Origin of the sequence: Paenibacillus sp. BK720, from assembly GCF_011761545.1 — a bacterium.
In the GTDB taxonomy this organism is placed as follows: domain Bacteria; phylum Bacillota; class Bacilli; order Paenibacillales; family Paenibacillaceae; genus Pristimantibacillus.
The window spans coordinates 114,090-136,377 of record NZ_JAASRQ010000006.1; the positions used below are offsets into that span (position 1 = coordinate 114,090).

A 22,288-nucleotide genomic window follows, 5' to 3' on the forward strand; every position below is an offset into this window, starting at 1 on the left:
CTTGGCTGCCGCTCTCACCGCGCGGGCTTCCGCCGCCGCCTTCAGCTTCGCTTCCCGCTCCGCATCCGCCGCGCCCTCCGGCGCCGCTCCGCCCGCATTCGCGGCTTCCTTGGCTGCCGCTCTCGCCGCGCGGGCTTCCGCCGCCGCCTTCAGCTTCGCTTCCCGCTCCGCATCCACCGCGCCCTCCGGCGCTGCTCCGCCCGCGTTCGCGGCTTCCTTCGCCGCCGCTCTCGCCGCGCGGGCTTCCGCCGCCGCCTTCAGCTTCGCCTCCCGCTCCGCATCCACCGCGCTCTCCGCTGCATCAACTGCTGGCTCGCTTGCACCTGCCGCTTCCGGCTCCTTCTCTAGCGTTGCACCACCTGCCGAGACGGTTGTGTTTTCCGCCGACTCCGGCACCTCTGTCGGCAGCTCTGTCTTCGCCTCCGAAGCAACCTTCGCTTCTTCCGGCTTTTTCCCTTCATTCTTCTCCTCGCTCATCGGTCCGTCACCCGCTTCCCGGTTTTCGCTTCGTAACGGATTTTTTCTTGCAGCTTGTTAATACCGTAGATCAGTGCCGCCGGGTTGGGCGGACAGCCTGGTATGTACACATCGACGGGCACGATTTGGTCGACGCCCTTCATCACCGCATACGACTTGATGTAGGGACCACCCGCCGTCGCGCAGGAGCCCATTGCAATCACCCATTTGGGCTCAGGCATCTGATCATACAGCCGTCGCAGCAGCGGGCCCATTTTTTTCGTAACGGTGCCTGCGACAATCATCACATCCGACTGGCGCGGCGAGGTGCGGAACATGACTCCGAATCGGTCGAGATCGTAATGGGACGCGCCCGTACCCATCATCTCGATTGCGCAGCAGGCCAGACCGAAGGTGAGCGGCCACAGCGAATTGCTCCGCGCCCAAGCCTTCAGCTGCTCCAGCGTTCCCATAAACACATTGCGTTCCAGTTCCTTGCGTTCTTCCAGCGATATCGACTCTAAACTGAATTCCATTTCAGCACCTTCTTTTTCCAGGCATATAGAAGTCCGATAAACAGCATTGCCGCAAAAATGAACATCTCAACCAGCACAAAAAGGCCGAGCTTATTATATGCGACGGCCCAAGGGTATAAGAAAACGGTTTCCACATCAAAGATGACAAACATTAACGCAAAGATGTAATACCGGATGTTGAAGCGTACCTGTCCTTCGCCAACCGGCTCGTTGCCGCTCTCGTAGGTTGTTCGCTTCGGATCATTCGGCTTATGCGGTCTGAGCAATCTTCCGACGGTCAGCGCCGCTGCCGGGAGCAAGATCCCGAGAAAAATAAAAATAGCCACGACGACATACTGGTTGACGTAATTGTCCACACCATCGCCTCCGTCAAAGCGGACCAGCCGCTTGGTCATTTTTCCTCACAATTATAACAAAAGCTTCCACGGCCGTCTATGAAAGAGTTGTTCGGCTCCGCCTCCCCGAAGAGCCGGACAAGCCCGTAACGGCGCGGCTTCCCGGGAACCGCGAGACACCCGCCGGCCACCCGGTCAGCACGATACCCGCCTGTCACACTATTAGCCTATGCTCGCCACCCCTAACGATATCCCAAAGTTAAACAAATGCACTCCCTCATACAAAAGCCGCTATCGGCATGGGAATCTCTTAACGATGTCCGCATCGTTAAGCAATTACTTCCCTCCCTCAACGCAAAAAAGCAGGAAGACGCCACCCATCAGGCGTCCTTCCTGCGCCAACGCTTATCTCAACCGCGAATCCGTCAGCTTGAACTGGCCAACCAGCTGCTGCAGGAACCTCGTGATCGACTCTACGCTTTCCGAGGTTTGGCGCACGCTGTCCATCTCACCGATCAGCTCCTGCACCTTGCCCTCCACATCGGAGGAGACCTTGCGGTTCTCCATGCTGACGAGGGCAATCCGTTCCATCAGTTTGACCACCTCGTCTACGACCTGCGATTTCCGGCTATCCTCGCTTTGCGCCGTCTGCAGCGTGCTCGCTGCGGCCGCAACCAGCTGCGTGCCTTCCTCGACGACCTTTGTTCCTTCGTCCATCGACGCGTAAGCCTGCTTCGCTTCGTCGTAGATTTGCTGCGTAATTTGATGCACTTCCTCCGTGGAACGACGGGTCATATCCGCCAGCTTGCGGATTTCCGATGCCACAACGGCAAAGCCGCGTCCCTGCTCGCCTACGCGCGCCGCCTCGATGGAGGCGTTCAAAGCAAGCAAATTCGTTTGCGCCGAAATCTCCTCAATGACCTGCAGAACGCCGCGAATCTCTTCAACCGTATGCATAAACCGGCGGATCGTATCATTCGTATCGCCGACCTTCGTGGAAATATGCTGCATTTTATCCCCGATCCGGTCTACCTCCGATTGTGCCACGGCAATCTGCTCGGCAGCCTGCAGCTCCAGGAGCCGCAGTGTGTCTCTCATCTCGTCGGCGGAATGCTTCGCCATGTCAATATCCTTCAGCTGATTGCGGATGCTGCCGATCATGTCGCCTACCTTGCGGCTTACCCGCTCCGTCGACTTCGCGGTAACGGCGGCCGATTCATTCATGATATTCTGGCTGGAGAGCACGTCCGATGCGGCCAGCTTCACCTTCAGCATGATGCCCTCAATCGAATCGATCATATTGTTAATCCATTTGGCAAGCTCTCTCGTCTCATCGTTATCGAACTTGGCAGGCTCGAGACGCTGGGTCAAATCCCCTTTGCCCTCCGCGTTAATGCGGATGAACCGGTTAATTCGGCGCAGGTTGCGAACGACCCGTCGGGATTCCTTCCGCTGCACGGCGCCCGCGACAAATTGTCCGTACACCAGTGTCCATGCGCCTGCCGCCGCCGCGGTTACCCATACCGGAGCTCGTCCGGCAAGAACGGCCACGAGCGCGATCGTCAGCACCGTCTGAATGAGCGTCTGCCACAGCTGAAGCTTGCTGAAGCGCCAACGGATACTGCGAATCCGGTACACCTCTTCCAGGTCACCCTCGCACATCATCCCCCATATATCCGGACAATGCGGCATCTGAAGCGTTACGCCTTTCCCGATAACCGGGATATGACGATAATCCGAATAACCCGGGAATTCAACGAATAGGTTGCTTCCGTTGTCAATCGTGCTGCGGACCCCGGGATGAAGCTCGTTCGTAGCCGGATCCGTGAAAATAATCTCCAGCTCCGTATGCTCCTTAATCGACACCGTTCCCCAGTCCGTCGAAACCCCATCCTTCAGATTCTCGCCGAACGTAAACGTCCGGTCCTCGAAGCGGCTCCGCGACAAAGCGGTCCCAAGCGCGATATGCTGATTCAGGTGCGGCTTTGCCATAAAAATATAGTTGTCGCCCGAGTCCGGATAAACGTGGCCGGATTCCCGCTGGATCAAATCCCCAAGCACATCGTTTGGCACCCTTCCGCAAAGCGTACCCGCATATTCTCCGTTCACAACTAGGGGATAGAGGAAAAGCAGGGTCATTTTATCGTGAAAAGAAGAGGATCTTGGTCCAAGGCTTAACGTAACCGGATCGCCGTAAGGTCCGTACAGGCACGGCCGCGGCGCGCTTCCCGCCCATGCGTAATCGAGTCCCGGCGCAATCAAGCTGCCGCTGCCATAGACGGTCCCTCGATGCTTCTCGTAAGTGGAAGCAAGAACCTGTCCTTCCATATCAAGCAGGAACAGCTCCGTCCAGTCATTTCCTCTCGCGTATGTACGTTCGAGTAGACGGGTAAAGGCATGCATCTGTTCTTCCTGATGCACCGGTTTGCCGTGCGCGGCTCCCGCCGCAATCTGCTCCGCCAGCCGCTCGATATAGCCCCAATATTCATGCGCCCAAGAAGTAAGCAGCTCCTTGCGCGTCTCCGCAATGCCTTCGAAGATCTGTTCAACGTCTTTCTTCATCCCATGATTCAAACGCCATGAGACCCAAAGCGGCAGTCCTTTTTTTGTACCCAGCCAGTCGAACATGTGCATCCCCCATATCCTGGTCATCTAGTATTTATGTCATATATACTAACATAAGATTTGATAAAATTTGATAGAGATGTAAGGTATTTTTCGTCTTTTTAGATAAATTTTTAAACTTTTTTGTTACATAAGCACTAAATACATCGAAAAAAGGCCGCCCTTAGGCTCATATAACGAACCCTAGGACAGCCTTCCTGCCATAACCTTCTATTTTCTTCCAGAACGATACATCAGATACATAAAATACGGCGCTCCTATTACTGCCGCAACCAGTCCGGACGGCAGCTCTTTTGGAGCCAGCAGCGACCGTCCCGCCGTATCGGCGAGAACCAGCAGCAAAGCACCGAGCAACGCCGTTAAAGGAACAAGCTTGCGGTATTTCGGACCAACCAGCATGCGCGTCATATGAGGTGCGATGAGTCCGATAAAGCCAATCGAGCCTACCGTCGCAACAGCTGCCGCCGCCATGGCAACGCCAACTCCCCCGATAACCAGACGCGTCCGGTCTACGCGAAGGCCCAGATTCGTGACGGTCGCATCCGAGAATTGAAGAACATCCACCTTGCGGGCCAAATACCAGGCGACCGGCAGCAGGACAATCGGCCAGAACACCAGCTGCCAGAAATCGTCCCAGTTGCGCGCATAAGTCGTACCGGATAACCATACGAGTGCCGATGCCAGCGTCAGCTTCATGCGGATAACGAGCACCTGAACGATTGCGCTGGCCATCGAAGAGACGGCAAGACCAATCAGGGCGACAACCGACGGATTAAAGGAGCTCTTCCGCCCGAGCAGAAACACGATTACCGCTGCGCCTACCGCGCCAATAAAAGCGCCTGCAGGCAGCCATTGCACCGATACCTGCGTAAATACGGCAAGCATCAGCATAGCCCCGACGCTAGCTCCGCCCGTTACGCCGATTATGGACGGATCCGCCAGCGGGTTCCGGACGACGCCCTGCAGCAGCAGGCCGCTTACGGCAAGCGTGGCACCGGCAAGCGCGGCCACCAGCGTACGAGGAATCCTCATCTCGACGATACGCTGCGTACTGTCTGCCCCGTGGCCCAACAAGGCATTAACGACATCCGCTACCGGAATGCGCAGGCTTCCGAAAGCAAGACTGACAATAAGGCTTGCAGCCAGCAGCAGCGAAAAAATCGCCACCCACCAGCCGAACGGTACTTTCGTAGCCGAACGTCCCGGCGAAGTGCCTGTCTGCGGCGCCCCTTCCTTACGGCCTTTTACCGTGCGAAGGACAAGCCAGGCGAGCCATGGCCCGCCAATAAGCGCGGTTACGGCGCCTGCAGGCAACGGTCCAAGAGAATATTTGAAATGCATCGCAATGGCATCCGATCCAATAACGATAATCGCTCCCCATAGGAAAGACAGCGGGAGCAGCACCGCATGTCGTTTCGCCCCTAACATCCGCATCAGATGCGGCGCTATCAAGCCAACGAAACCGATTGGACCAACCACGCTGACGGCAGCTGCCGCAAGCAGCACGGCAATGCCAAGACCCGTAAGACGGATCCGTCCAACCTTTTGCCCCAGAGAGGTAACCGTGTCTTCATCCAGCTCCATCAGATCCCATTTGCCGGCCAGCAGAAAAGCAAGCAGGAAGCAGCCAAGAATCCAAGGCCAGGCATGCTGGACTCCTCCCCAGTCATTTTGCACAAGCGAGCCGGAGCCCCACATGAACAAGCCCTGCGTCTTTTGCTCGTGGAATAACTGAAGCACGCCCGTAAAAGCCGCCGCGGTCATCGTAACGATCATCCCGGACAATGCAAGCCTTACCGGGGACGCCTTTGTGCCTCCCGCCATCACGAAAGCCGCACCGGCAGCGGCAATCGCGCCAATGAACGTAAGAAGCAGAGGAAAACCCATGGCTAGGCCCGGGAACATAATTGTCCCTACGGTCAGAGCTAGGAATGCCCCCGCGTTAATGCCAAGCGTACCGGCAGACGCGAGCGGGTTGCGGGTCACATTTTGAAATAACGCGCCGGCCACGGCCAACGCCCCGCCCGTTAGAATGCCGATCACCATGCGGGGCAGCCGGACCGTCCACAAAATTTGATGCTCCAATACGGGAGTGGAGTCGAAAATAGCCCGCCATACCGTCTTCACCGGGATAGCGGCTTCCCCAAGTGTCAAGTGGTAGGAAGCCAAAGCAAGGAGCAGCAGAAGACCCGCCGCTGATAACAGCAGCGGGCTCCAGATGCCCTTCCTTGTTTCCGTTGTCGTTTGAAGGTTCGTATGCATTAGCCGAGCGCTTCAAGCGTGCGTTCTACAAGAAGTTTTGCGGACAAAGGACCGCCAAACGGCCAGATGCCTTTCATGTCATACACGCGGTTTTCTTTTGCAAAGTTCAGGTTCTTATACACTTCGTTCTTAGGAAGCAGCTCGCTGAATACGGTATCCGTTGCGCTTGTTGTGTACAACACGCTTGCGTCCGGCGTCTTGGTCAAGCCTTCGATATCCGTTTCCGAATAGCCGTATTGCTGGAACGTGCTGTCCTGATGCGCGTTTTTCAAACCGATCTTCGCGAGAATCGCCATAGCCATCGAATTGTCGGTGAACAGACGGAAGGTAGCTACGCCTTCGTTGGTCCAAGCTTGCGTAAACACAACCTCTTGCCCCTCTTTGCCCGCGCTTGCCAGCTTCGCTTTGGACTCGTCGTAATAGCTGTGCAGATCGGCCAGCACCTTCTCGCCTTCTGCTTTTTTGCCAAGAGCATCCGCAATTGCGCTGAAGGTTTGCTCCATTTCGCTGTATTGGTCAAGTCCGCCCTCTTCCGGGTACGGGTTGAAAATAAGCGTTGGCGCAATCGCCGACAGCTGATCGTAAATCACTTCGTGACGGAAGCTTACGCCGATGATCAGGTCCGGATCAAGGCTGGTAATCGTCTCGATGCTTGGCTCTTGGCGCGTACCTACATCAACAACCGCTGCATCCAGCTTTGGATCAATGGCGCCGTACCATTCCCCGTAGCCCTTCACGTCCGCTACGCCGGCAGGCTGTACGCCAAGCGCGATCAGATCCTCTGCATAGGTCCACTCCAGAACAACGACCTTTTTCGGCGTTCCGGAAATTTTGGTTTCGCCAAGCGCATGCTTGATCGTACGCTCTGCCGTATCGTCAGCTGCTGTATTTGTGCTTGCATTTGCGTTTGAGCTTGCTTGCTCGGACTCTTGCTTGTTGTTGCCCGAATTGCCTGCGTTGTTGCCGCCTCCGCATGCAGCGAGGAAAACCATCATGGCCGCAAGAATGAGACCTGTCCATTTCATTTGCTTCATTGTTAAACCCCCACATAATGATTATCATTCTCATTGATTACTTTCTCAATGATAAAGATTATCAATGATGAAGTCAATAGAAATGGACCATCTTTTCAACTAAGAAAATGACCTGTCACAACATGATCATAATTTCATCATGTTTGACAGGTCACTCTTTTACCGCTAAATCTATTATTTCCCGAACAAGGATTTAAGCTTGCCCCAGCCTCCCGATTTTGCCGACTGCTGTACAAGGGTCGGCTGATCGGTTAGCTCTCGCGCGTTCCAGATCGCCTGCGCATTCCGCTCGAAATACCTTCTCCATACCGGCCCAAGCTCCGACTCTATCCGTTCGTAAGCATCTTTCATGCGGAAGCTCCGCCACTCCAGATGATGGGCATCGGAAGAAACGATATGAATAAGCCCGCGCCTGCAGAGCGTCCAAGCCGATTTCTCAATCCCCCTGCCGAAGCCTCCGAGCAAGGAATGGGTTGTCACCTGAGCGTAAGCCCCCAGCTCCACGAGCTCGGCCAAGCGATCCGGATTCTGAACGATCTCCGCATTACGCTCCGGATGGGCTATGACGGCACGGATGCCTAACAGGCGCAGCTCGTATACGACCTGCTCCATGGATTTGGGAATCTGCGAGGAAGGCATCTCTATCAGGACGTAAGAGGAATCGCCCAATGGGAGGAGCTTTCCGCTTTGCCAGTTGGACAGAAACTCGGAATGAATCCGAATTTCCTGTCCCGTTTGAATCTTCAGCGGAATAGCCAGCTCGCTTAATCGGCTGTTAAGCTCGGCTGCCAGCTCTAATACGGTTTCTTTGTCATTGCTATATTTGCCGTCGTAATGGTGAGGCGTCGCAATAATCCCCGTAATCCCTTCGGCGGCCGCAACACGGGCCATCTGAATGGAATAATCCCAATCCGAGGCACCATCGTCAATGCCAGGCAATATGTGTGTATGTATATCAATCATGCCAGCGTCCCCCTGCTCTACCGTTCATCTTATTTCCTCCATTGTGAGAGATTCTTATATTGAAGTCAATGAGACGCAAGTCGGCATTATGACAAATCAAGAGAAAACAATTGTCGAAAAGAAAAAGCCGTTCAAATCTCCTTAGATGAGATTTGAACGGCTTTAAGTTCTTAACGTTCTGTAACGTTGATCCGGTTCGATGCACGCTGCAGAGCAAGCTCCGCGCGTTTGAAGTCGATTTCGTCGCGTTTGGCAGCCAGGCGCTCTTCAGCGCGCTGTTTTGCAGCCTGTGCACGGTTTACATCGATTTCGGAAGCCAGCTCAGCGCTTTCGGCCAGGATGACCACTTTGTCCTTACGGACTTCAATGAAGCCTCCGCCTACAGCAAGAACATCAACTTTACCGTCGCGCTTAATGCTGACCGGCGCAATACGCAGCGGTGTTACCAGCGGAATGTGATTCGGCAAAATACCGAGCTCGCCCGCGATCCCTTTAACGCTGACCATATTAGCCGTCTCCGCGTATACCTTGCGCTCCGGAGTTACGATTTCAACCAGAAAAGTACTCATGTGGATTCCTCCCGCCTTTCGCTATTACAGCGTTTTGGCTTTCTCCACGGCCTCTTCAATCACACCTACATACCGGAAAGCTTCTTCCGGAAGGTCGTCATGTTTGCCCTCGAGAATTTCTTTGAAGCTGCGAACGGATTCTTTAACAGGTACGTATTTACCTTTGATACCTGTGAACGGCTCGGCAACGTGGAACGGTTGCGACAGGAACAATTGAATGCGGCGCGCACGCGATACAGTCAGCTTGTCTTCCTCTGTCAACTCGTCCATACCAAGGATTGCGATGATATCTTGAAGCTCTTTATAGCGTTGCAGAATTTTCTTAACGCCTTGAGCTACGTTGTAATGCTCTTCGCCCAGAATGTCCGGGTTCAGGATACGGGACGACGAAGCAAGTGGATCTACCGCTGGGAAGATACCCATCTCGGAGATTTTACGCTCAAGGTTAGTTGTAGCGTCCAAGTGAGCAAACGTTGTTGCAGGAGCCGGGTCCGTATAGTCATCGGCAGGTACGTAGATCGCTTGGATCGAAGTAACCGAGCCTTTTTTGGTCGATGTGATACGCTCTTGCAATTGACCCATTTCGGTTGCCAGCGTTGGCTGGTAACCTACCGCGGAAGGCATACGGCCGAGAAGGGCCGAAACCTCGGAGCCTGCTTGCGTGAAGCGGAAGATGTTGTCGACGAACAGAAGCACGTCGCGGCCTTCGGCGTCACGGAAGTATTCAGCCATTGTCAGACCCGTCAGGGCTACGCGTTGACGTGCGCCTGGCGGTTCGTTCATTTGTCCGAATACCATCGCTGTTTTCGGAAGTACGCCGGAATCCTTCATCTCGTGGTAAAGGTCGTTACCTTCGCGAGTACGCTCGCCTACGCCGGCGAATACGGAGATACCGCCATGCTCTTGCGCAATGTTGTTGATCAGCTCTTGGATCGTTACCGTTTTACCTACGCCCGCACCGCCGAACAGGCCGATTTTACCGCCTTTCGCGTATGGAGCAAGCAAGTCGATAACTTTGATGCCAGTTTCAAGAATTTCCGATTGCGTGGACAATTCTTCGAATGCCGGAGCCGGACGGTGGATCGGAAGGTTAATTTCCGATGTTGCGTCACCAGCTTGGTCGATTGGCTCGCCCAGTACGTTAAATACGCGGCCGAGTGTTGGTGCTCCAACCGGGATAGTGATTGGCGCGCCTGTGTCTACAGCTTCCATGCCGCGAACCAGACCGTCAGTTGTGCTCATCGCAACAGCGCGAACCAAGTTGTCACCGAGGTGAACAGCTACTTCAAGCGTCAGATTAATATCGATGCCGCCTGCTTGGCCCTTCTGGTCGATTTTGACAGCGTTCAAAATTTCCGGCAGGTTGCCGCGTTCGAACTCCAAGTCGACGACCGGACCCATGACGGATACAACGCGTCCTTTTTTCATGGTTTTCCCTCCTGGTACTTTCTTTGTTTCCTGCTATATTCCTTAAGCCTGTGCGTTTGCACCGGCTACGATCTCGGAGATCTCTTGCGTGATTGCCGCCTGACGAGCCCGGTTATAGGTCAGCGTCAATTGGTTAATCATTTTGTTTGCATTCTTCGTCGCACTGCCCATGGCTGTCATTCGAGCGCCTTGCTCGGATGCTTTGCCGTCCAGCAGCGCACTGTAAATAAGCGTCTCTGCGTATTTAGGCAGCAGCACTTCCAGAACGCCTTCGGCAGACGGCTCGTACTCGTACGAAGTTACCGGGCCGTTGCTGCTTACGTCCTGCAAAGGAAGCAGACGTTGTTCTGTAGGGATCTGAGTAATGGCGTTTACGAATTGGTTGTAGTAGATGTACAGCTCATCGTATTTGCCCTCAGAGAACATTTTGACCGCGTTGTAAGCGATCGACTTGATGTCCGCGAACGTAGGAGCATCGGACAGACCGATTACTTCCTCGACGATCGGCATGTTGCGGCGTTTGAAATAGTCGCGGCCTTTACGTCCGATGACGAACAACACGTACTCGTCATTCGATTTGTGCTTCTCGCGAATCGTTTGCGTAACTTTACGAAGGATGTTCGCATTGTAGCCGCCTGCCAGACCACGGTCGGAGGTGATAACGAGGTAACCCGTTTTTTGCACCGGACGCGTTTCGAGCATCGGGTGTTTCACGCCTTTTGTGCCTGCTGCGATGCTTGCTACTACTTCCTTCAGCTTATCCGAATAAGGACGGGCTTTCGTCGATGCCTCCTGCGCTCTTCTGAGCTTGGAAGCCGCAACCATTTCCATCGCCTTCGTGATTTGCTTCATGTTTTGTTTACTTTTGATCTCGCGCTTAATGTCGCGCATGCCTTTTGCCATTGCATTGTCACCCGCCTTTGTTGCTTTGCCGATACAGTGGGGTGCGGGCAAGCTGTTGTTTGTATTCCAGAGTCTGCATTTCACCTTGTCCGCCATTGAACCTGTATCCTTTGAACCATCCACCTCGCGGTGAGGATACAGGTTCAAAAGCGGCACGTAAACTCTGCGGCTCACGCAGCCCCTTCCATACAAACGGCCTGCCTTACCTCATTGCATAAACAAAGCCTGGTGTTAAGCGCCTGCGCCCGTACATAAGGACGGGCGCGAGACATTTATTCGAAGGCTTTTATTCAGAGGCTATTAAGCCGAAACGGAAAAGCCTTTTTTGAACTTCGTGATCGCGTCAACGAGAGCTTTCTCGTTGTCTGCAACGAGGTCTTTCGTTGTACGGATGGATTCGCCGATTTCCGGATGGCTGGAATCCAGGAACGCCAGGAATTCTTTCTCGAAGCGCAGGATGTCTTGAACCGGAATATCGTCCAGATGACCCTTAACCGCGGAGTAGATCGAGATAACTTGCTTCTCAACCGGCATCGGCTGGTTAACGCCTTGCTTCAGAATTTCCATTGTACGAGCACCGCGGTTCAGACGAGCGAGTGTCGATTTATCGAGATCGGAGCCGAACTGCGAGAACGCTTGAAGCTCGCGGTAAGCCGCAAGGTCCAGACGGAGCGTACCGGCAACCTTTTTCATTGCTTTGATCTGAGCGGAACCGCCTACGCGGGATACGGAGATACCTACGTTAACCGCCGGACGTTGGCCGGCGTAGAACAGGTCGGATTCCAGGAAGATTTGTCCGTCCGTGATCGAGATTACGTTCGTAGGAATGTAAGCCGATACGTCGGAAGCTTGAGTCTCGATGAACGGCAGAGCCGTCAGCGAGCCGCCGCCAAGTGCGTCGCTAAGTTTAGCTGCGCGCTCGAGCAAACGGGAGTGCAGGTAGAATACGTCGCCTGGGTATGCTTCCCGGCCTGGCGGACGGCGGAGCAACAGGGACAATTCGCGGTATGCAGCCGCTTGTTTCGACAAGTCGTCGTAAATAACGAGAACGTGCTCGCCTTTGTACATGAAGTACTCACCCATCGAGCAGCCTGCATAAGGAGCCAGGAAGAGCAATGGAGCCGGGTCGGATGCGCCGGCAGTTACGACGATTGTGTAATCCAGAGCGCCATGCTTGCGGAGAGTTTCCACAACGCCTGCTACCGTGGATTGTTTTTGACCTACGGCAACGTAGATACATTTCACGCCGTTGCCTTTTTGGTTGATGATTGCGTCGATCGCAATCGCGGTTTTACCTGTTTGACGGTCACCGATGATCAGCTCGCGTTGTCCGCGGCCTACCGGTACCATCGCGTCGATCGCTTTAATACCCGTTTGCATTGGCTCGTGTACCGATTTACGGTCGATTACGCCAGGAGCCGGGGATTCAATCGCACGGAATTGAGTGGTGTTGATCGGGCCTTTGCCGTCAAGCGGCTGACCCAGCGGGTTAACTACGCGACCCAGAAGCTCTTCGCCTACCGGCACTTCCATGATGCGGCCCGTGCGTTTTACTTGGTCGCCTTCACGGATATCCGTGTAAGGACCGAGGATAACGACACCCACGTTGCTTTCTTCCAAGTTGAGCGCCATACCTACAACGCCGTTAGCGAATTCGAGCAGTTCTCCCTGCATCGCATTCTCCAGGCCGTGTACGCGGGCGATACCGTCACCGACACTAATAACAGTGCCGACGTCAACGACTTGAATTTCGGATTTATATTGTTCGATCTGTTGTTTAATCAGCGTGCTGATTTCATCAGGTCTGATACTCAATTCGTTCACCCCTATCTACATGCATTAGATTTTAAACGATTTTTGTAAACGTTCCAGCTTGCCGGAGAGGCTGCCGTCGTACAGACGATCGCCGATGCGTACTTGCACGCCGCCGAGCAATGCCGGGTTAACGATTTGTTCCGCGATAATTTTCTTGCCGCTCAGCTTGCCGAAGCTTGCTTCAACCTCAGCCAGCTCTTCGCCGGACAAGGAATGCGCCGTATACACGACTGCGTGCGCCTGACCCAGCGCTTCGCCGGCGATCTTTGTATACGCTTCGTATACGTCAGGGATCAGCTCTTGGCGGCCGCGGACAAGAATAAGTTCAAGCGTATGAAGGACAAGCGCCGAAACATGATCGCCAAACGCGCCTTTCAGCACGGCGATTTTCTTTTCCGGCTCGATGCTAGGAAGCTCCAGGAATTTGCGGGCATCAGCGTCATTTTCCAGGCTTTGAACAATTACCTTTAACTGTTCTTCTGTTTCCGATACGATGCCTTGCTCGCTAGCAAGCTCAAACAGTGCTTTAGCGTAGCGCTTCGCTACGACGATATCCCGGCTCATTTGCTTCCAACTTCTTTCAGGTATTGGTTAACCAACTGCTCCTGGGATTTCTCGTCCACTTGCTTTTCGATAATCTTCGACGCGATTTTGACGGAAATACCGCCAACCTCTTCGCGAAGTGCTGCAACCGCTTTGTTTTTCTCGCTCTCGATATCTTTAACCGCATCGTCTTTCAGACGAGTGGATTCGGATTTCGCAACTTGAATAATTTCTTCGGCTTGTTTCGTGCTAGTAACTTTTGCTTGCTCAATAATGTCGTAAGCTTCTTTACGAGCTTCTTGAAGTGCTTGTTTTTGTTGCTCCAGCTGCTGTTCAGCTTCTTTCTTGCTAGTTTCCGCATTAGCGATTTGCTCTGCAACATACTGTCTGCGTTGTTCCATTACGCTCAGCAACGGACCAAATGCGTAGCGTTTCAGCAAGTACAGAAGGATCAGGAACGCAACTAGCTGGATGACAAGACTCGACCATACGATATGCAAAAAACGTCACTCCCTTCTATAGCTTAAAACAATTTCATTCATGCAAAAATCAATTGCTGCCGGCCCCTACAGGCCCGAACAAAAAGGAAGGCGTGGAGGCAAAGCCACACTCCCCGCCATGTGTATGCTTGTGATATTAGGATTTACCCAAGAAGATGAACGCGAGTACCAGTGTGATAACTGGAAGTGCTTCGACGAGCGCGACACCGATAAACATTGTTGTTTGAAGAGTACCGCGAAGTTCTGGTTGACGGGAAATACCCTCAACTGTGCGACCTACGATCAGACCGTTACCAATACCTGCGCCAAGTGCGCCCAAACCGAATACAATTGCTGCTGCAACTAATGCCAATGCTCCCATTAGAAAAATCCTCCTCAATTTTCATACAAATTAGTTTTTTATATTGACCGCCGGTATTCCGCCGGTTTGAAGCCTTTAATGCTGCTCGCCATGCTCTTCATGCACAATTGCTTGCGACATGTAAACCATCGTAAGCATACAGAATACGAATGCTTGTATTGCACCTACGAATACGCTGAAACCTTGCCATACGACAAGCGCCGGGATACCCCAAATGCCCATGCCGAGGATTACGGCAATCATGACCTCGCCCGCGAAGATGTTACCGTATAGACGCAAAGCAAGCGACAACGGCTTCGATACTTCTTTGATCAGGGACAGAGGCAGGAAGAGCCAATGCGGTTCTACGTAGTGCTTCAGGTAATGCTTCGTGTTGAGACGAAGACCCTCGATATGCGTCAGCAGGATAACGATCAGCGTCAACGCGCCCGTAACCGCAACGTCGGCAGTCGGTGATTTCCACCAAGCGATATGCGCTTCTTCTTCCCCGCCCAAATCAAGGTTCATACCGAAGATTGACGCACCGTGATGCACTTCAGTAACGATACCCAGCGGCAGACCAAGCATGTCGCCGATAAAAATATACATAATCAGGGTGAGACCGAGGATAAGATACGGACGGCCTTTCTTGAGGTCCATAGACGTACCGATAATGTTCTGCACGAATTCGATTACCCACTCCAGGAAGTTCTGAAGTTTCGTCGGATTCGTAACCGAAATGTTTCTCACTGAGAGCCTCGCAAGCACAAAGACAATGATGCTAGTGATCAAAATCATCGCGATTACGGCCAAATCAAATTCGATTCCAGCTACATGAACGATAGGAGAAATATGATCCATTAGTTATTTTCACCCCTTTCATCGGTAGGATTCGACGCCATCAGCTTTCTTCTGGACAAAAATCCCAGTATGAGTGTTGCCAATTGTGCGACAAATAATCCGGCAACAGTCGCTGAAAGCTGAAACGTGTATGTTTGTGTCGCAATCACAACTGCCAACAACGCGACGCACGCCCGGGTGAAAAAGCCGATAGTCGTCCTTTTCGTACCTTGCGCGGCGGCATTCGCTCCGATCTTCGCAACCTTCCAGCCGAGTATTCTTGCGTTTACTAGACTAGCTGCTCCTCCGATCATCAGACCGCCCCACCAGCTCTCGTACTCGGGCAGCACAGCCCAAGCAATACAGCATAGGGACATGAATAAGAAAGTAACTCTTGTAACGGCTTTCAAGTGGGCCGACAAATCGTCCATTATTTCGCTTTGCCTCCCGCAAACGTCCGAATCAGGAATATAACGGTAATGATGCCAATTGCAAGTCCCGCTACCAATCCGATGATGGAAAAGTATTCGGTACCGTTTGCAAGATCGGCCTTATGACCGAGCCAGTAGCCAAGCCCCAGACATGCGGCTAGATCGGCCCCAATAGTGCCGACCAATCCCATTGCTCTCCAAGGGTCGTCTCCGAAACTGCCATGATCCGACTTATTCTGATTTTCTTTGGACGGTTGTTCTTTGGATGGATCCATGCGAATCACTCCAAAACTCTCATTTATTTTATCGAAGCTGTTAAACTTTTGTCAATTCATTTAAATTCAAACATTTAGTGAACAGCGGCCCGAAAATCCTTATAAATAAAGGATTTTCCGAGCTCCAAACCGTACAGTACCACTGTATGCTGTACATTGCTTATCTAGCAGCTGTCCGCTTCGAAAACTATGAACGTTGTGTGAACGGTTCTGGCCGCACGCTTGTTCTTCCAAAATGATGCAAAATCGCTTGCACGATGCGTACAGAAGCTTGTCCGTCGCCGTAAGGATTGGCAGATTTGCTCATTTTTTCGTACAGCACTGCGTCGTTCAGAAGAGCGCGCGCACGGTTGTATACCGTCTCTTCATCCGTGCCGACCAGCTCAAGCGTTCCGGCTTCGATCCCTTCCGGACGTTCCGTCGTGTCGCGAAGTACCAGGGTAGGCACGCCGAACGATGGCGCTTCTTCCTGCAGGCCGCCGGAATCGGTCATAATCATGTAAGCATGAGGATAAAAATTATGGAATTCGAATACGTCAAGCGGTTCGATTAATTGAATACGCGGATGATTGCCAAGAATCTCGTTAGCCGGCTCTCTCACGGCCGGGTTCGGGTGTACGGCGTAGACGATGGCTACGTCTTCATGCTCGTCGGCGATCCGTTTAACCGCGCGGAAAATGTTGCGGTGCGGCTCGCCCAGCGCTTCGCGGCGATGCGCAGTCATCAGAATCATGCGCTTGCCCTTCGCCCATTCGATGACCGGGTGGGAGAACGATGGATCAACCGTATATTGGAAAACGTCCGTTGCGGTATTGCCCGTTACGTAAATCGACGCTTCCGACTTGTTCTCCCTGCGCAGGTTGCCTGCGGACCATTCCGTAGGAGCAAAATGCACATCCGACAGAACGCCGGCCAACTGGCGGTTCATTTCTTCCGGATAGGGAGACAGCTTGTTCCACGTACGGAGACCGGCTTCAACGTGACCAACCTGAATCTGCTTCAGGAAGGACGCATAGCTCGCCAGGAACGTCGTCTGCGTATCGCCATGCACAAGCACGATATCCGGCTTCGCTTCCGTTAGAATAGGGTCCAGGCCCTCCAGGACGCGTACGGTTGTCTCGGTCAGGGTCTGGCGGTCCTTCATCACATTCAAATCATAGTTCGGCTGAATTTCGAAGAAATCAAGCACCTGGTCGAGCATTTGGCGGTGCTGCGCCGTTACGCAGACGATCGATTCGATCTGATCGGCATGCTTATTCAATTCCAGTACAAGCGGAGCCATCTTAACGGCTTCCGGACGGGTACCAAAAATCGTCATTACTTTCAGTTTAGACAAAACGTTTCACTCCTAAAATGAATGGTTACTTAAAGAGCTCAGTCGAGAGCGATTGGTGACTATTCATGCTTCGTAAGCATACGCTAATGAATGGTTACTTAAAGAGCTCAGTCAGAGCGATTGGTGACTATTCATGCTTCGTAAGCATACGCTTAATGAATGGTTGCTTAAAGAGCTCAGTCAGAGCGATTGGTGACTACTCATGCTTCGTAGCCGCTTATTAATTCGTACCGAATAGACGGTCGCCGGCATCGCCGAGACCCGGCACGATATAGCCTTTCTCATTCAAAGCATCGTCGAGCGCAGCAAGGTAAATATCGATTTCCGGATGCGCATCCTGTACCGCTTTTACCCCTTCCGGAGCGGCAATCAGGCACATCAGCTTGATCTGGTCGCAGCCGCGTTTCTTCAGCGAGTTGATCGCCGCGATCGCAGAGCCGCCGGTAGCCAGCATCGGATCGATAACAATCAGCTGGCGGTTAGCCGCATCCGTAGGCAAATTAATGTAGTATTCGGTTGGCTGGAGTGTTTCGTGGTCTCGGACAAGTCCGATATGACCCACTTTTGCGGCCGGAATCAGCTTAAGCATCCCTTCAACCATACCAAGTCCCGCGCGCAGAATCGGAATAAGCCCCAGCATGCGTCCGGACACCACTTTCGCTTCCGTCGTTGCGACTGGCGTCTCCACCGTAATGGTATCAAGAGGTACGTCTCTTGTAATTTCGTAAGCCATCAGAGTGGCTACCTCGTCAACCAGTTCACGAAAGTCCTTCGTATTGGTATCTTTGTTTCTAATAAAGGTCAGCTTATGCTGAATCAATGGATGGTCGCATATAACCACTTTGCTCATGGAGCGTAATTCCTCCTGTGTGAATAAGTTATTCCTATAGTCTTGGACACAATCCCGTTTATTATATCACTCCGCCCCCTGCGATGCATCCAGAGTTTTATGGCTATATAACGACGGTTTGCCTACAAAAAAGGACGAAACAGATGTAATCTCTGCTTCGTCCTGTAAAATTATACCGATGCGTAGTGGCAGGAAGCATAATGCCCCTTTTTCACTTCGACAAGCTTAGGTTCGACGGTTTTGCATTTATCCGTTGCCATCGGGCAGCGGGTGTGGAACTGGCAGCCCGATGGCGGATTAATCGGGCTCGGCAGGTCGCCGGCGAGCACAATGCGCTCGCGGGTGGCTTCGATCTCCGGATCCGGGATCGGATTGGCGGACAGAAGCGCGCGCGTATACGGATGCGCAGGGCTGTTATACAGCTCGCCGCTCTCCGCAAGCTCGACGATTTTGCCAAGATACATAACGGCGACGCGGTCGCTTATATGCTTAACCATGGACAGGTCATGGGCGATGAACAGATAAGTCAGACCCATTTTACGCTGCAAATCCTGCATCAGGTTTACGACCTGAGCCTGGATCGACACGTCGAGCGCCGAGATCGGCTCGTCCGCGATAATGAATTTCGGATCCACCGCAAGAGCGCGGGCGATACCGATCCGCTGGCGCTGACCGCCGGAGAATTCGTGCGGATAACGGGTTGCATGGTCCGGATTCAGACCTACCAGATCCAGCAAATCCTCAACCCTCCGCTTGCGCTCGGCGCGGCTTCCCGCAAGTCCATGAATATCAAGCGCTTCGCCGATAACGTCGGTAATCGTCATCCGCGGATTCAACGATGCGTAAGGATCCTGGAAGATCATTTGCATATCGCGGCGCATTTGCTTCAGCTTAGCGCCTTTCAGCTTGTAGATATCCTCGCCGTTAAACGTAACATTGCCGCTCGTAGGCTCGTAGAGACGCAGAATCGTACGGCCGGCCGTCGATTTGCCGCAGCCCGATTCGCCAACGACGCCAACGGTCTCGCCTTTCGCGATGGAGAAATCGATCTCGTTGACCGCCTTCAAAATATTGCCTCCGCCCAAGTTGAAGAACTTGCGCAGATTATTAACCCTAACTAACGGTTCGCTCATACGGACACCTCCGTTTTCGCGGGCTTCGCGTATGGATGCGCCATCCAGCATGCCGATTTATGCGATTCGTTGCCGTCAACCGGCAGAAGCTCCGGATCGTTGTCGACGCAGACGCGCATCGCTTCGTCGCAGCGCGCGCAGAAGCTGCAGCCTGCAGGCGGCTTGATCAGATCCGGCGGAGTGCCGAAGATCGGAATAAGCGGCTCGTCTTTTTTCTGGTCCAGACGAGGCACCGAGCGAAGCAGGCCTTTCGTGTAAGGATGCTTCGGATTTTTGAAGATTTCCCACTTGGTGCCGGTCTCTACTACTTTACCGGCATACATAACGATAACGCGGTCGCAAATATCCGCTACGACGCCAAGGTCATGCGTAATCAGGATAATGGAGGTTCCCATTCGCTCCTGAAGGTCCTTCATCACGCGCAGGATTTGCGCCTGAATCGTTACGTCGAGCGCCGTAGTCGGCTCGTCCGCGATAAGAAGCGAAGGATTGCACGCAAGGGCAATCGCGATCATCGCGCGCTGGCGCATACCGCCGGAGAACTCGTGCGGGTATTGGTTAAAGCGCGCAGCCGGATTCGGAATGCCTACGAGATTCAGCATCTCTATCGCACGGGCGCGGGCAGCCGAAGAGCTCATGCCTTGGTGCTTGATCAGGCCTTCCGTGATTTGACGGCCGATCGTCAGCGTTGGATTAAGAGAGGTCATCGGATCCTGGAAGATCATGCCCATCTCTTTGCCGCGGATGCTTTCCATTTCTTTCGGCGTCTTGGACAAAATCTCTTGCCCTTTGAACATAATCGAGCCGCTGGTCATCGCGGGCGGGCTTGGGATAAGGCGCATCAGCGTTTGCGCCGTTACGGACTTACCGCAGCCGGACTCACCAACGATTGCCACGGCTTCGCCTTTATTTATATGAAAGTTAACGCCGCGCACCGCTTGCACGGTACCGCCGCGAACTTTGAAATTAACACGAAGATCATTCACTTCGAGCAAACGTTCCATAGTTGCACCTCCTACTTTTTCATCTTCGGATCAAGTGCGTCGCGCAAGCCGTCACCGAAAATATTAAAGCAAAGCATGGTCAAGCTGAGCAAAATTGCGGGATACAGCATACGCCATGGATATACAGTCATCGCCTTGATGGCGTCATTAATCAAAGTACCGAGTGACGCGGCCGGCGATTGAACGCCAAGACCAAGGAAGCTAAGGAATGCTTCCGCAAAGATCGCATTCGGAACCGTCATCGTGATGGTAACGATAATCGGACCCATCGCGTTCGGGATAAGATGCTTGAACATAATTCGAACCGGGTTTGCGCCAAGCGCGCGCGCAGCGAGAACATACTCTTGATTCTTGAGCTGCATAATTTGACCGCGAACGATCCAGGCCATGTTGATCCAGCCCGTAATACTTAAAGCCACGATAATAGTGAACATGCTTGGTTCCATTACGACAATGAGCAGGATAACGACAAGCAAGCTCGGAATGGAATATAAAATTTCGCAGATACGGTTAAGAATTTCATCGACTTTGCCGCCAAAGTAACCCATGATGCTGCCCATGATAACGCCGACAATCAAATCGACGATTGCCGCATAAATACCTACCTGAAGCGAAATGCCCGCACCCATCCATGTTCTTGCGAACATATCGCGGCCAAGGCCGTCCGTACCGAACCAATGACTGCCGGATGGCGCCTGGTTGGTAGCCTTCAGGTCATTCGTGGAGAAATCGTTGCCCGTAAATTGATGAGCAATGGCTTGGCCGAAAATCGCCATCAGGACGATAAGGGCTAATATCCAAAGGCTGATCATCGCCATGCGATTGGACTTCAGACGAAACCAGGCATCCTTCCAAGCGGAAATGCTTTCGCGGACAACCGTCTCCGTTTGCTTCTCGTCATGACTTAGCTTTTCAAAATCATTAGGCTGCAGCACAGCTTGTTCCTTCATCGATTAGCCCCCCTTCCTGCTGGTCAATTTTATGCGCGGATCTACGAATCCGTAAGCGATATCGGTAAGGAAACGCGCCAGCATCAAAATGACGGCGTAGAACAGCGTGAGTCCCATAATAAGCGTGTAATCACGGTTGGTAATACTGTTGACGAAGAATTTGCCAAGACCGCCGATGCCGAAGATTTGTTCGATAACCACGGAACCTGTAATAATATTGGCCGTCATCGGACCAATGTACGTGACAACCGGAAGAATAGCATTCCGCAAAGCGTGGCGGACCAGAATAACGCGGCCGGACAAGCCCTTCGCCCGTGCGGTTTTCATATAATCCGCGCTGAGCACTTCCAGCATGCTGGAGCGTACAAGTCGCGCGATAAACGCGGCCGGCAGGAAAGACAAGGCGATGACCGGCATAATAAAGTCCGTCGGGTCATTCAATCCGGCTACGTCGAACCAGCGCAATTTGACGCCAAATACATACTGCAAGAATGGAGCGACAACGAAACTCGGTATCGATACACCAAGTACGGCCAGCAAAATCGTAAAGCCGTCAAGAAACTTGCGGTGGTTAAGCGCAGCAATCAGACCGAACAACACGCCGGCTGCAATCGCCAGAATAATAGCGAAGACACCGATTTGAAGGGAGTAGATAAAACCAGTCTTAATAATATCAACTACAGTAACGTACTGTTGTTTCATGGACATCCCGAGATTAAAGTGAATCAGATTGTTCAAATAATGCAAATATTGAACGCCCAGCGGATCATTAAGTCCATACTCTTCATTCAAACGCTCTTGAATGGCAGGAGGAATGTTCTTCTCACTTTGGAACGGGTTGCCTGGAATGGCCTTCATCAGAAAAAAAGTGGCCGAGGCCAGCACAAAGATCGATACGATCATGAACAACAGCTTCTGAAGCACATAGCGGACCAAACGTCATGGCACCTCCTAAAAAGAATGATCACACAAAGCGCCATTACCATGGCTGTTTGTGATGATTCTTGCATCGTAAGCATCGACTTTAAATGAATTATCACCCTAATAGCCGCGTTTAGGGCCATTGTGATGATTCATTACTTCGAAAGCGTAAGCTTTCAAAATTAAAATTCTTAAACAAACGAAACTAAAAAATTGAAAGGGGATATATGCAGCTATCA

The 22,288-nt window shown here is 52.7% G+C and carries 23 protein-coding genes; all 23 read right to left on the bottom strand.

The window, feature by feature from the left end; genetic code table 11:
• The coding region (locus FHT67_RS29750; RefSeq protein ID WP_208403447.1) for a hypothetical protein at positions 1 to 477 on the bottom strand (477 nt) is incomplete at its 3' end.
• Positions 474 to 992, bottom strand: coding sequence for a NuoB/complex I 20 kDa subunit family protein (locus tag FHT67_RS22240; protein ID WP_127497877.1), 519 nt, complete (start codon positions 990 to 992; stop codon positions 474 to 476). The genes FHT67_RS22240 and FHT67_RS29750, both read right to left, overlap by 4 nt.
• Positions 977 to 1,387 carry an NADH-quinone oxidoreductase subunit A gene (locus tag FHT67_RS22245; protein WP_132308784.1) on the bottom strand — a complete coding sequence of 137 codons (411 nt, stop codon included), beginning with the start codon at positions 1,385 to 1,387 and terminating at the stop codon, positions 977 to 979. Before FHT67_RS22245 ends, FHT67_RS22240 begins: the two co-directional genes overlap by 16 nt.
• Before the next feature lie 345 nt (positions 1,388 to 1,732).
• Positions 1,733 to 3,955 (bottom strand): methyl-accepting chemotaxis protein, encoded by a 2,223-nt coding sequence (locus tag FHT67_RS22250; protein WP_167201374.1) that lies wholly within the window; start codon positions 3,953 to 3,955, stop codon positions 1,733 to 1,735.
• Between the two features lie 207 nt (positions 3,956 to 4,162).
• Positions 4,163 to 6,214, bottom strand: coding sequence for a Fe(3+)-hydroxamate ABC transporter permease FhuB (gene fhuB, locus FHT67_RS22255; RefSeq protein WP_167201375.1), 2,052 nt, complete (start codon positions 6,212 to 6,214; stop codon positions 4,163 to 4,165).
• Positions 6,214 to 7,248, bottom strand: a complete 1,035-nt coding sequence (locus FHT67_RS22260) for an ABC transporter substrate-binding protein (RefSeq protein ID WP_167201376.1) — start codon at positions 7,246 to 7,248, stop codon at positions 6,214 to 6,216. The genes fhuB and FHT67_RS22260 overlap by 1 nt, the downstream gene beginning before the upstream one ends.
• Before the next feature lie 174 nt (positions 7,249 to 7,422).
• Positions 7,423 to 8,211, bottom strand: a complete 789-nt coding sequence (locus FHT67_RS22265) for a tyrosine-protein phosphatase (protein WP_167201377.1) — start codon at positions 8,209 to 8,211, stop codon at positions 7,423 to 7,425.
• A 170-nt stretch (positions 8,212 to 8,381) separates the two neighbouring features.
• Positions 8,382 to 8,780 carry a F0F1 ATP synthase subunit epsilon gene (locus FHT67_RS22270; RefSeq protein ID WP_132308774.1) on the bottom strand — a complete coding sequence of 133 codons (399 nt, stop codon included), beginning with the start codon at positions 8,778 to 8,780 and terminating at the stop codon, positions 8,382 to 8,384.
• Between the two features lie 24 nt (positions 8,781 to 8,804).
• Positions 8,805 to 10,208: a F0F1 ATP synthase subunit beta gene (gene atpD, locus FHT67_RS22275; protein WP_132308772.1), complete on the bottom strand. Its 1,404-nt coding sequence runs from the start codon at positions 10,206 to 10,208 to the stop codon at positions 8,805 to 8,807.
• Positions 10,209 to 10,250: 42 nt separating this feature from the next.
• Complete coding sequence (gene atpG, locus FHT67_RS22280) at positions 10,251 to 11,111, bottom strand: ATP synthase F1 subunit gamma (RefSeq protein WP_132308975.1); 861 nt, start codon at positions 11,109 to 11,111, stop codon at positions 10,251 to 10,253.
• Positions 11,112 to 11,411: 300 nt separating this feature from the next.
• A complete protein-coding gene (gene atpA, locus FHT67_RS22285; RefSeq protein WP_132308770.1) occupies positions 11,412 to 12,926 on the bottom strand; it encodes a F0F1 ATP synthase subunit alpha in 1,515 nt (504 codons plus the stop codon).
• A gap of 24 nt (positions 12,927 to 12,950) precedes the next feature.
• Entirely contained in the window at positions 12,951 to 13,490 is a 540-nt protein-coding gene (locus tag FHT67_RS22290) for a F0F1 ATP synthase subunit delta (RefSeq protein WP_132308768.1), read from the bottom strand.
• Positions 13,487 to 13,969: a F0F1 ATP synthase subunit B gene (gene atpF, locus FHT67_RS22295; protein ID WP_132308766.1), complete on the bottom strand. Its 483-nt coding sequence runs from the start codon at positions 13,967 to 13,969 to the stop codon at positions 13,487 to 13,489. The genes FHT67_RS22290 and atpF overlap by 4 nt, the downstream gene beginning before the upstream one ends.
• Before the next feature lie 136 nt (positions 13,970 to 14,105).
• Positions 14,106 to 14,330, bottom strand: coding sequence for a F0F1 ATP synthase subunit C (atpE, locus tag FHT67_RS22300; protein ID WP_015847364.1), 225 nt, complete (start codon positions 14,328 to 14,330; stop codon positions 14,106 to 14,108).
• Positions 14,331 to 14,405: 75 nt separating this feature from the next.
• On the bottom strand, positions 14,406 to 15,170 hold the full coding sequence (atpB, locus tag FHT67_RS22305; RefSeq protein WP_132308764.1) for a F0F1 ATP synthase subunit A: 765 nt from the start codon (positions 15,168 to 15,170) through the stop codon (positions 14,406 to 14,408).
• On the bottom strand, positions 15,170 to 15,580 hold the full coding sequence (locus FHT67_RS22310) for an ATP synthase subunit I (RefSeq protein WP_132308762.1): 411 nt from the start codon (positions 15,578 to 15,580) through the stop codon (positions 15,170 to 15,172). Before FHT67_RS22310 ends, atpB begins: the two co-directional genes overlap by 1 nt.
• Positions 15,580 to 15,855: an AtpZ/AtpI family protein gene (locus tag FHT67_RS22315; RefSeq protein WP_132308760.1), complete on the bottom strand. Its 276-nt coding sequence runs from the start codon at positions 15,853 to 15,855 to the stop codon at positions 15,580 to 15,582. Before FHT67_RS22315 ends, FHT67_RS22310 begins: the two co-directional genes overlap by 1 nt.
• Positions 15,856 to 16,042: 187 nt before the next feature.
• On the bottom strand, positions 16,043 to 17,191 hold the full coding sequence (wecB, locus tag FHT67_RS22320; protein ID WP_167201378.1) for a non-hydrolyzing UDP-N-acetylglucosamine 2-epimerase: 1,149 nt from the start codon (positions 17,189 to 17,191) through the stop codon (positions 16,043 to 16,045).
• 220 nt (positions 17,192 to 17,411) lie between these two features.
• Positions 17,412 to 18,041, bottom strand: coding sequence for a uracil phosphoribosyltransferase (gene upp, locus FHT67_RS22325; protein ID WP_127497908.1), 630 nt, complete (start codon positions 18,039 to 18,041; stop codon positions 17,412 to 17,414).
• Positions 18,042 to 18,211: 170 nt separating this feature from the next.
• Positions 18,212 to 19,174, bottom strand: a complete 963-nt coding sequence (locus FHT67_RS22330; protein WP_167201379.1) for an ABC transporter ATP-binding protein — start codon at positions 19,172 to 19,174, stop codon at positions 18,212 to 18,214.
• Positions 19,171 to 20,178, bottom strand: coding sequence for an ABC transporter ATP-binding protein (locus FHT67_RS22335; protein ID WP_132308754.1), 1,008 nt, complete (start codon positions 20,176 to 20,178; stop codon positions 19,171 to 19,173). The genes FHT67_RS22330 and FHT67_RS22335 overlap by 4 nt, the downstream gene beginning before the upstream one ends.
• 11 nt (positions 20,179 to 20,189) lie before the next feature.
• Positions 20,190 to 21,128 (bottom strand): ABC transporter permease, encoded by a 939-nt coding sequence (locus FHT67_RS22340; protein WP_167201380.1) that lies wholly within the window; start codon positions 21,126 to 21,128, stop codon positions 20,190 to 20,192.
• A 3-nt stretch (positions 21,129 to 21,131) separates the two neighbouring features.
• Positions 21,132 to 22,064: an ABC transporter permease gene (locus FHT67_RS22345; protein ID WP_132308750.1), complete on the bottom strand. Its 933-nt coding sequence runs from the start codon at positions 22,062 to 22,064 to the stop codon at positions 21,132 to 21,134.
• Between the last annotated feature and the right edge of the window lie 224 nt (positions 22,065 to 22,288).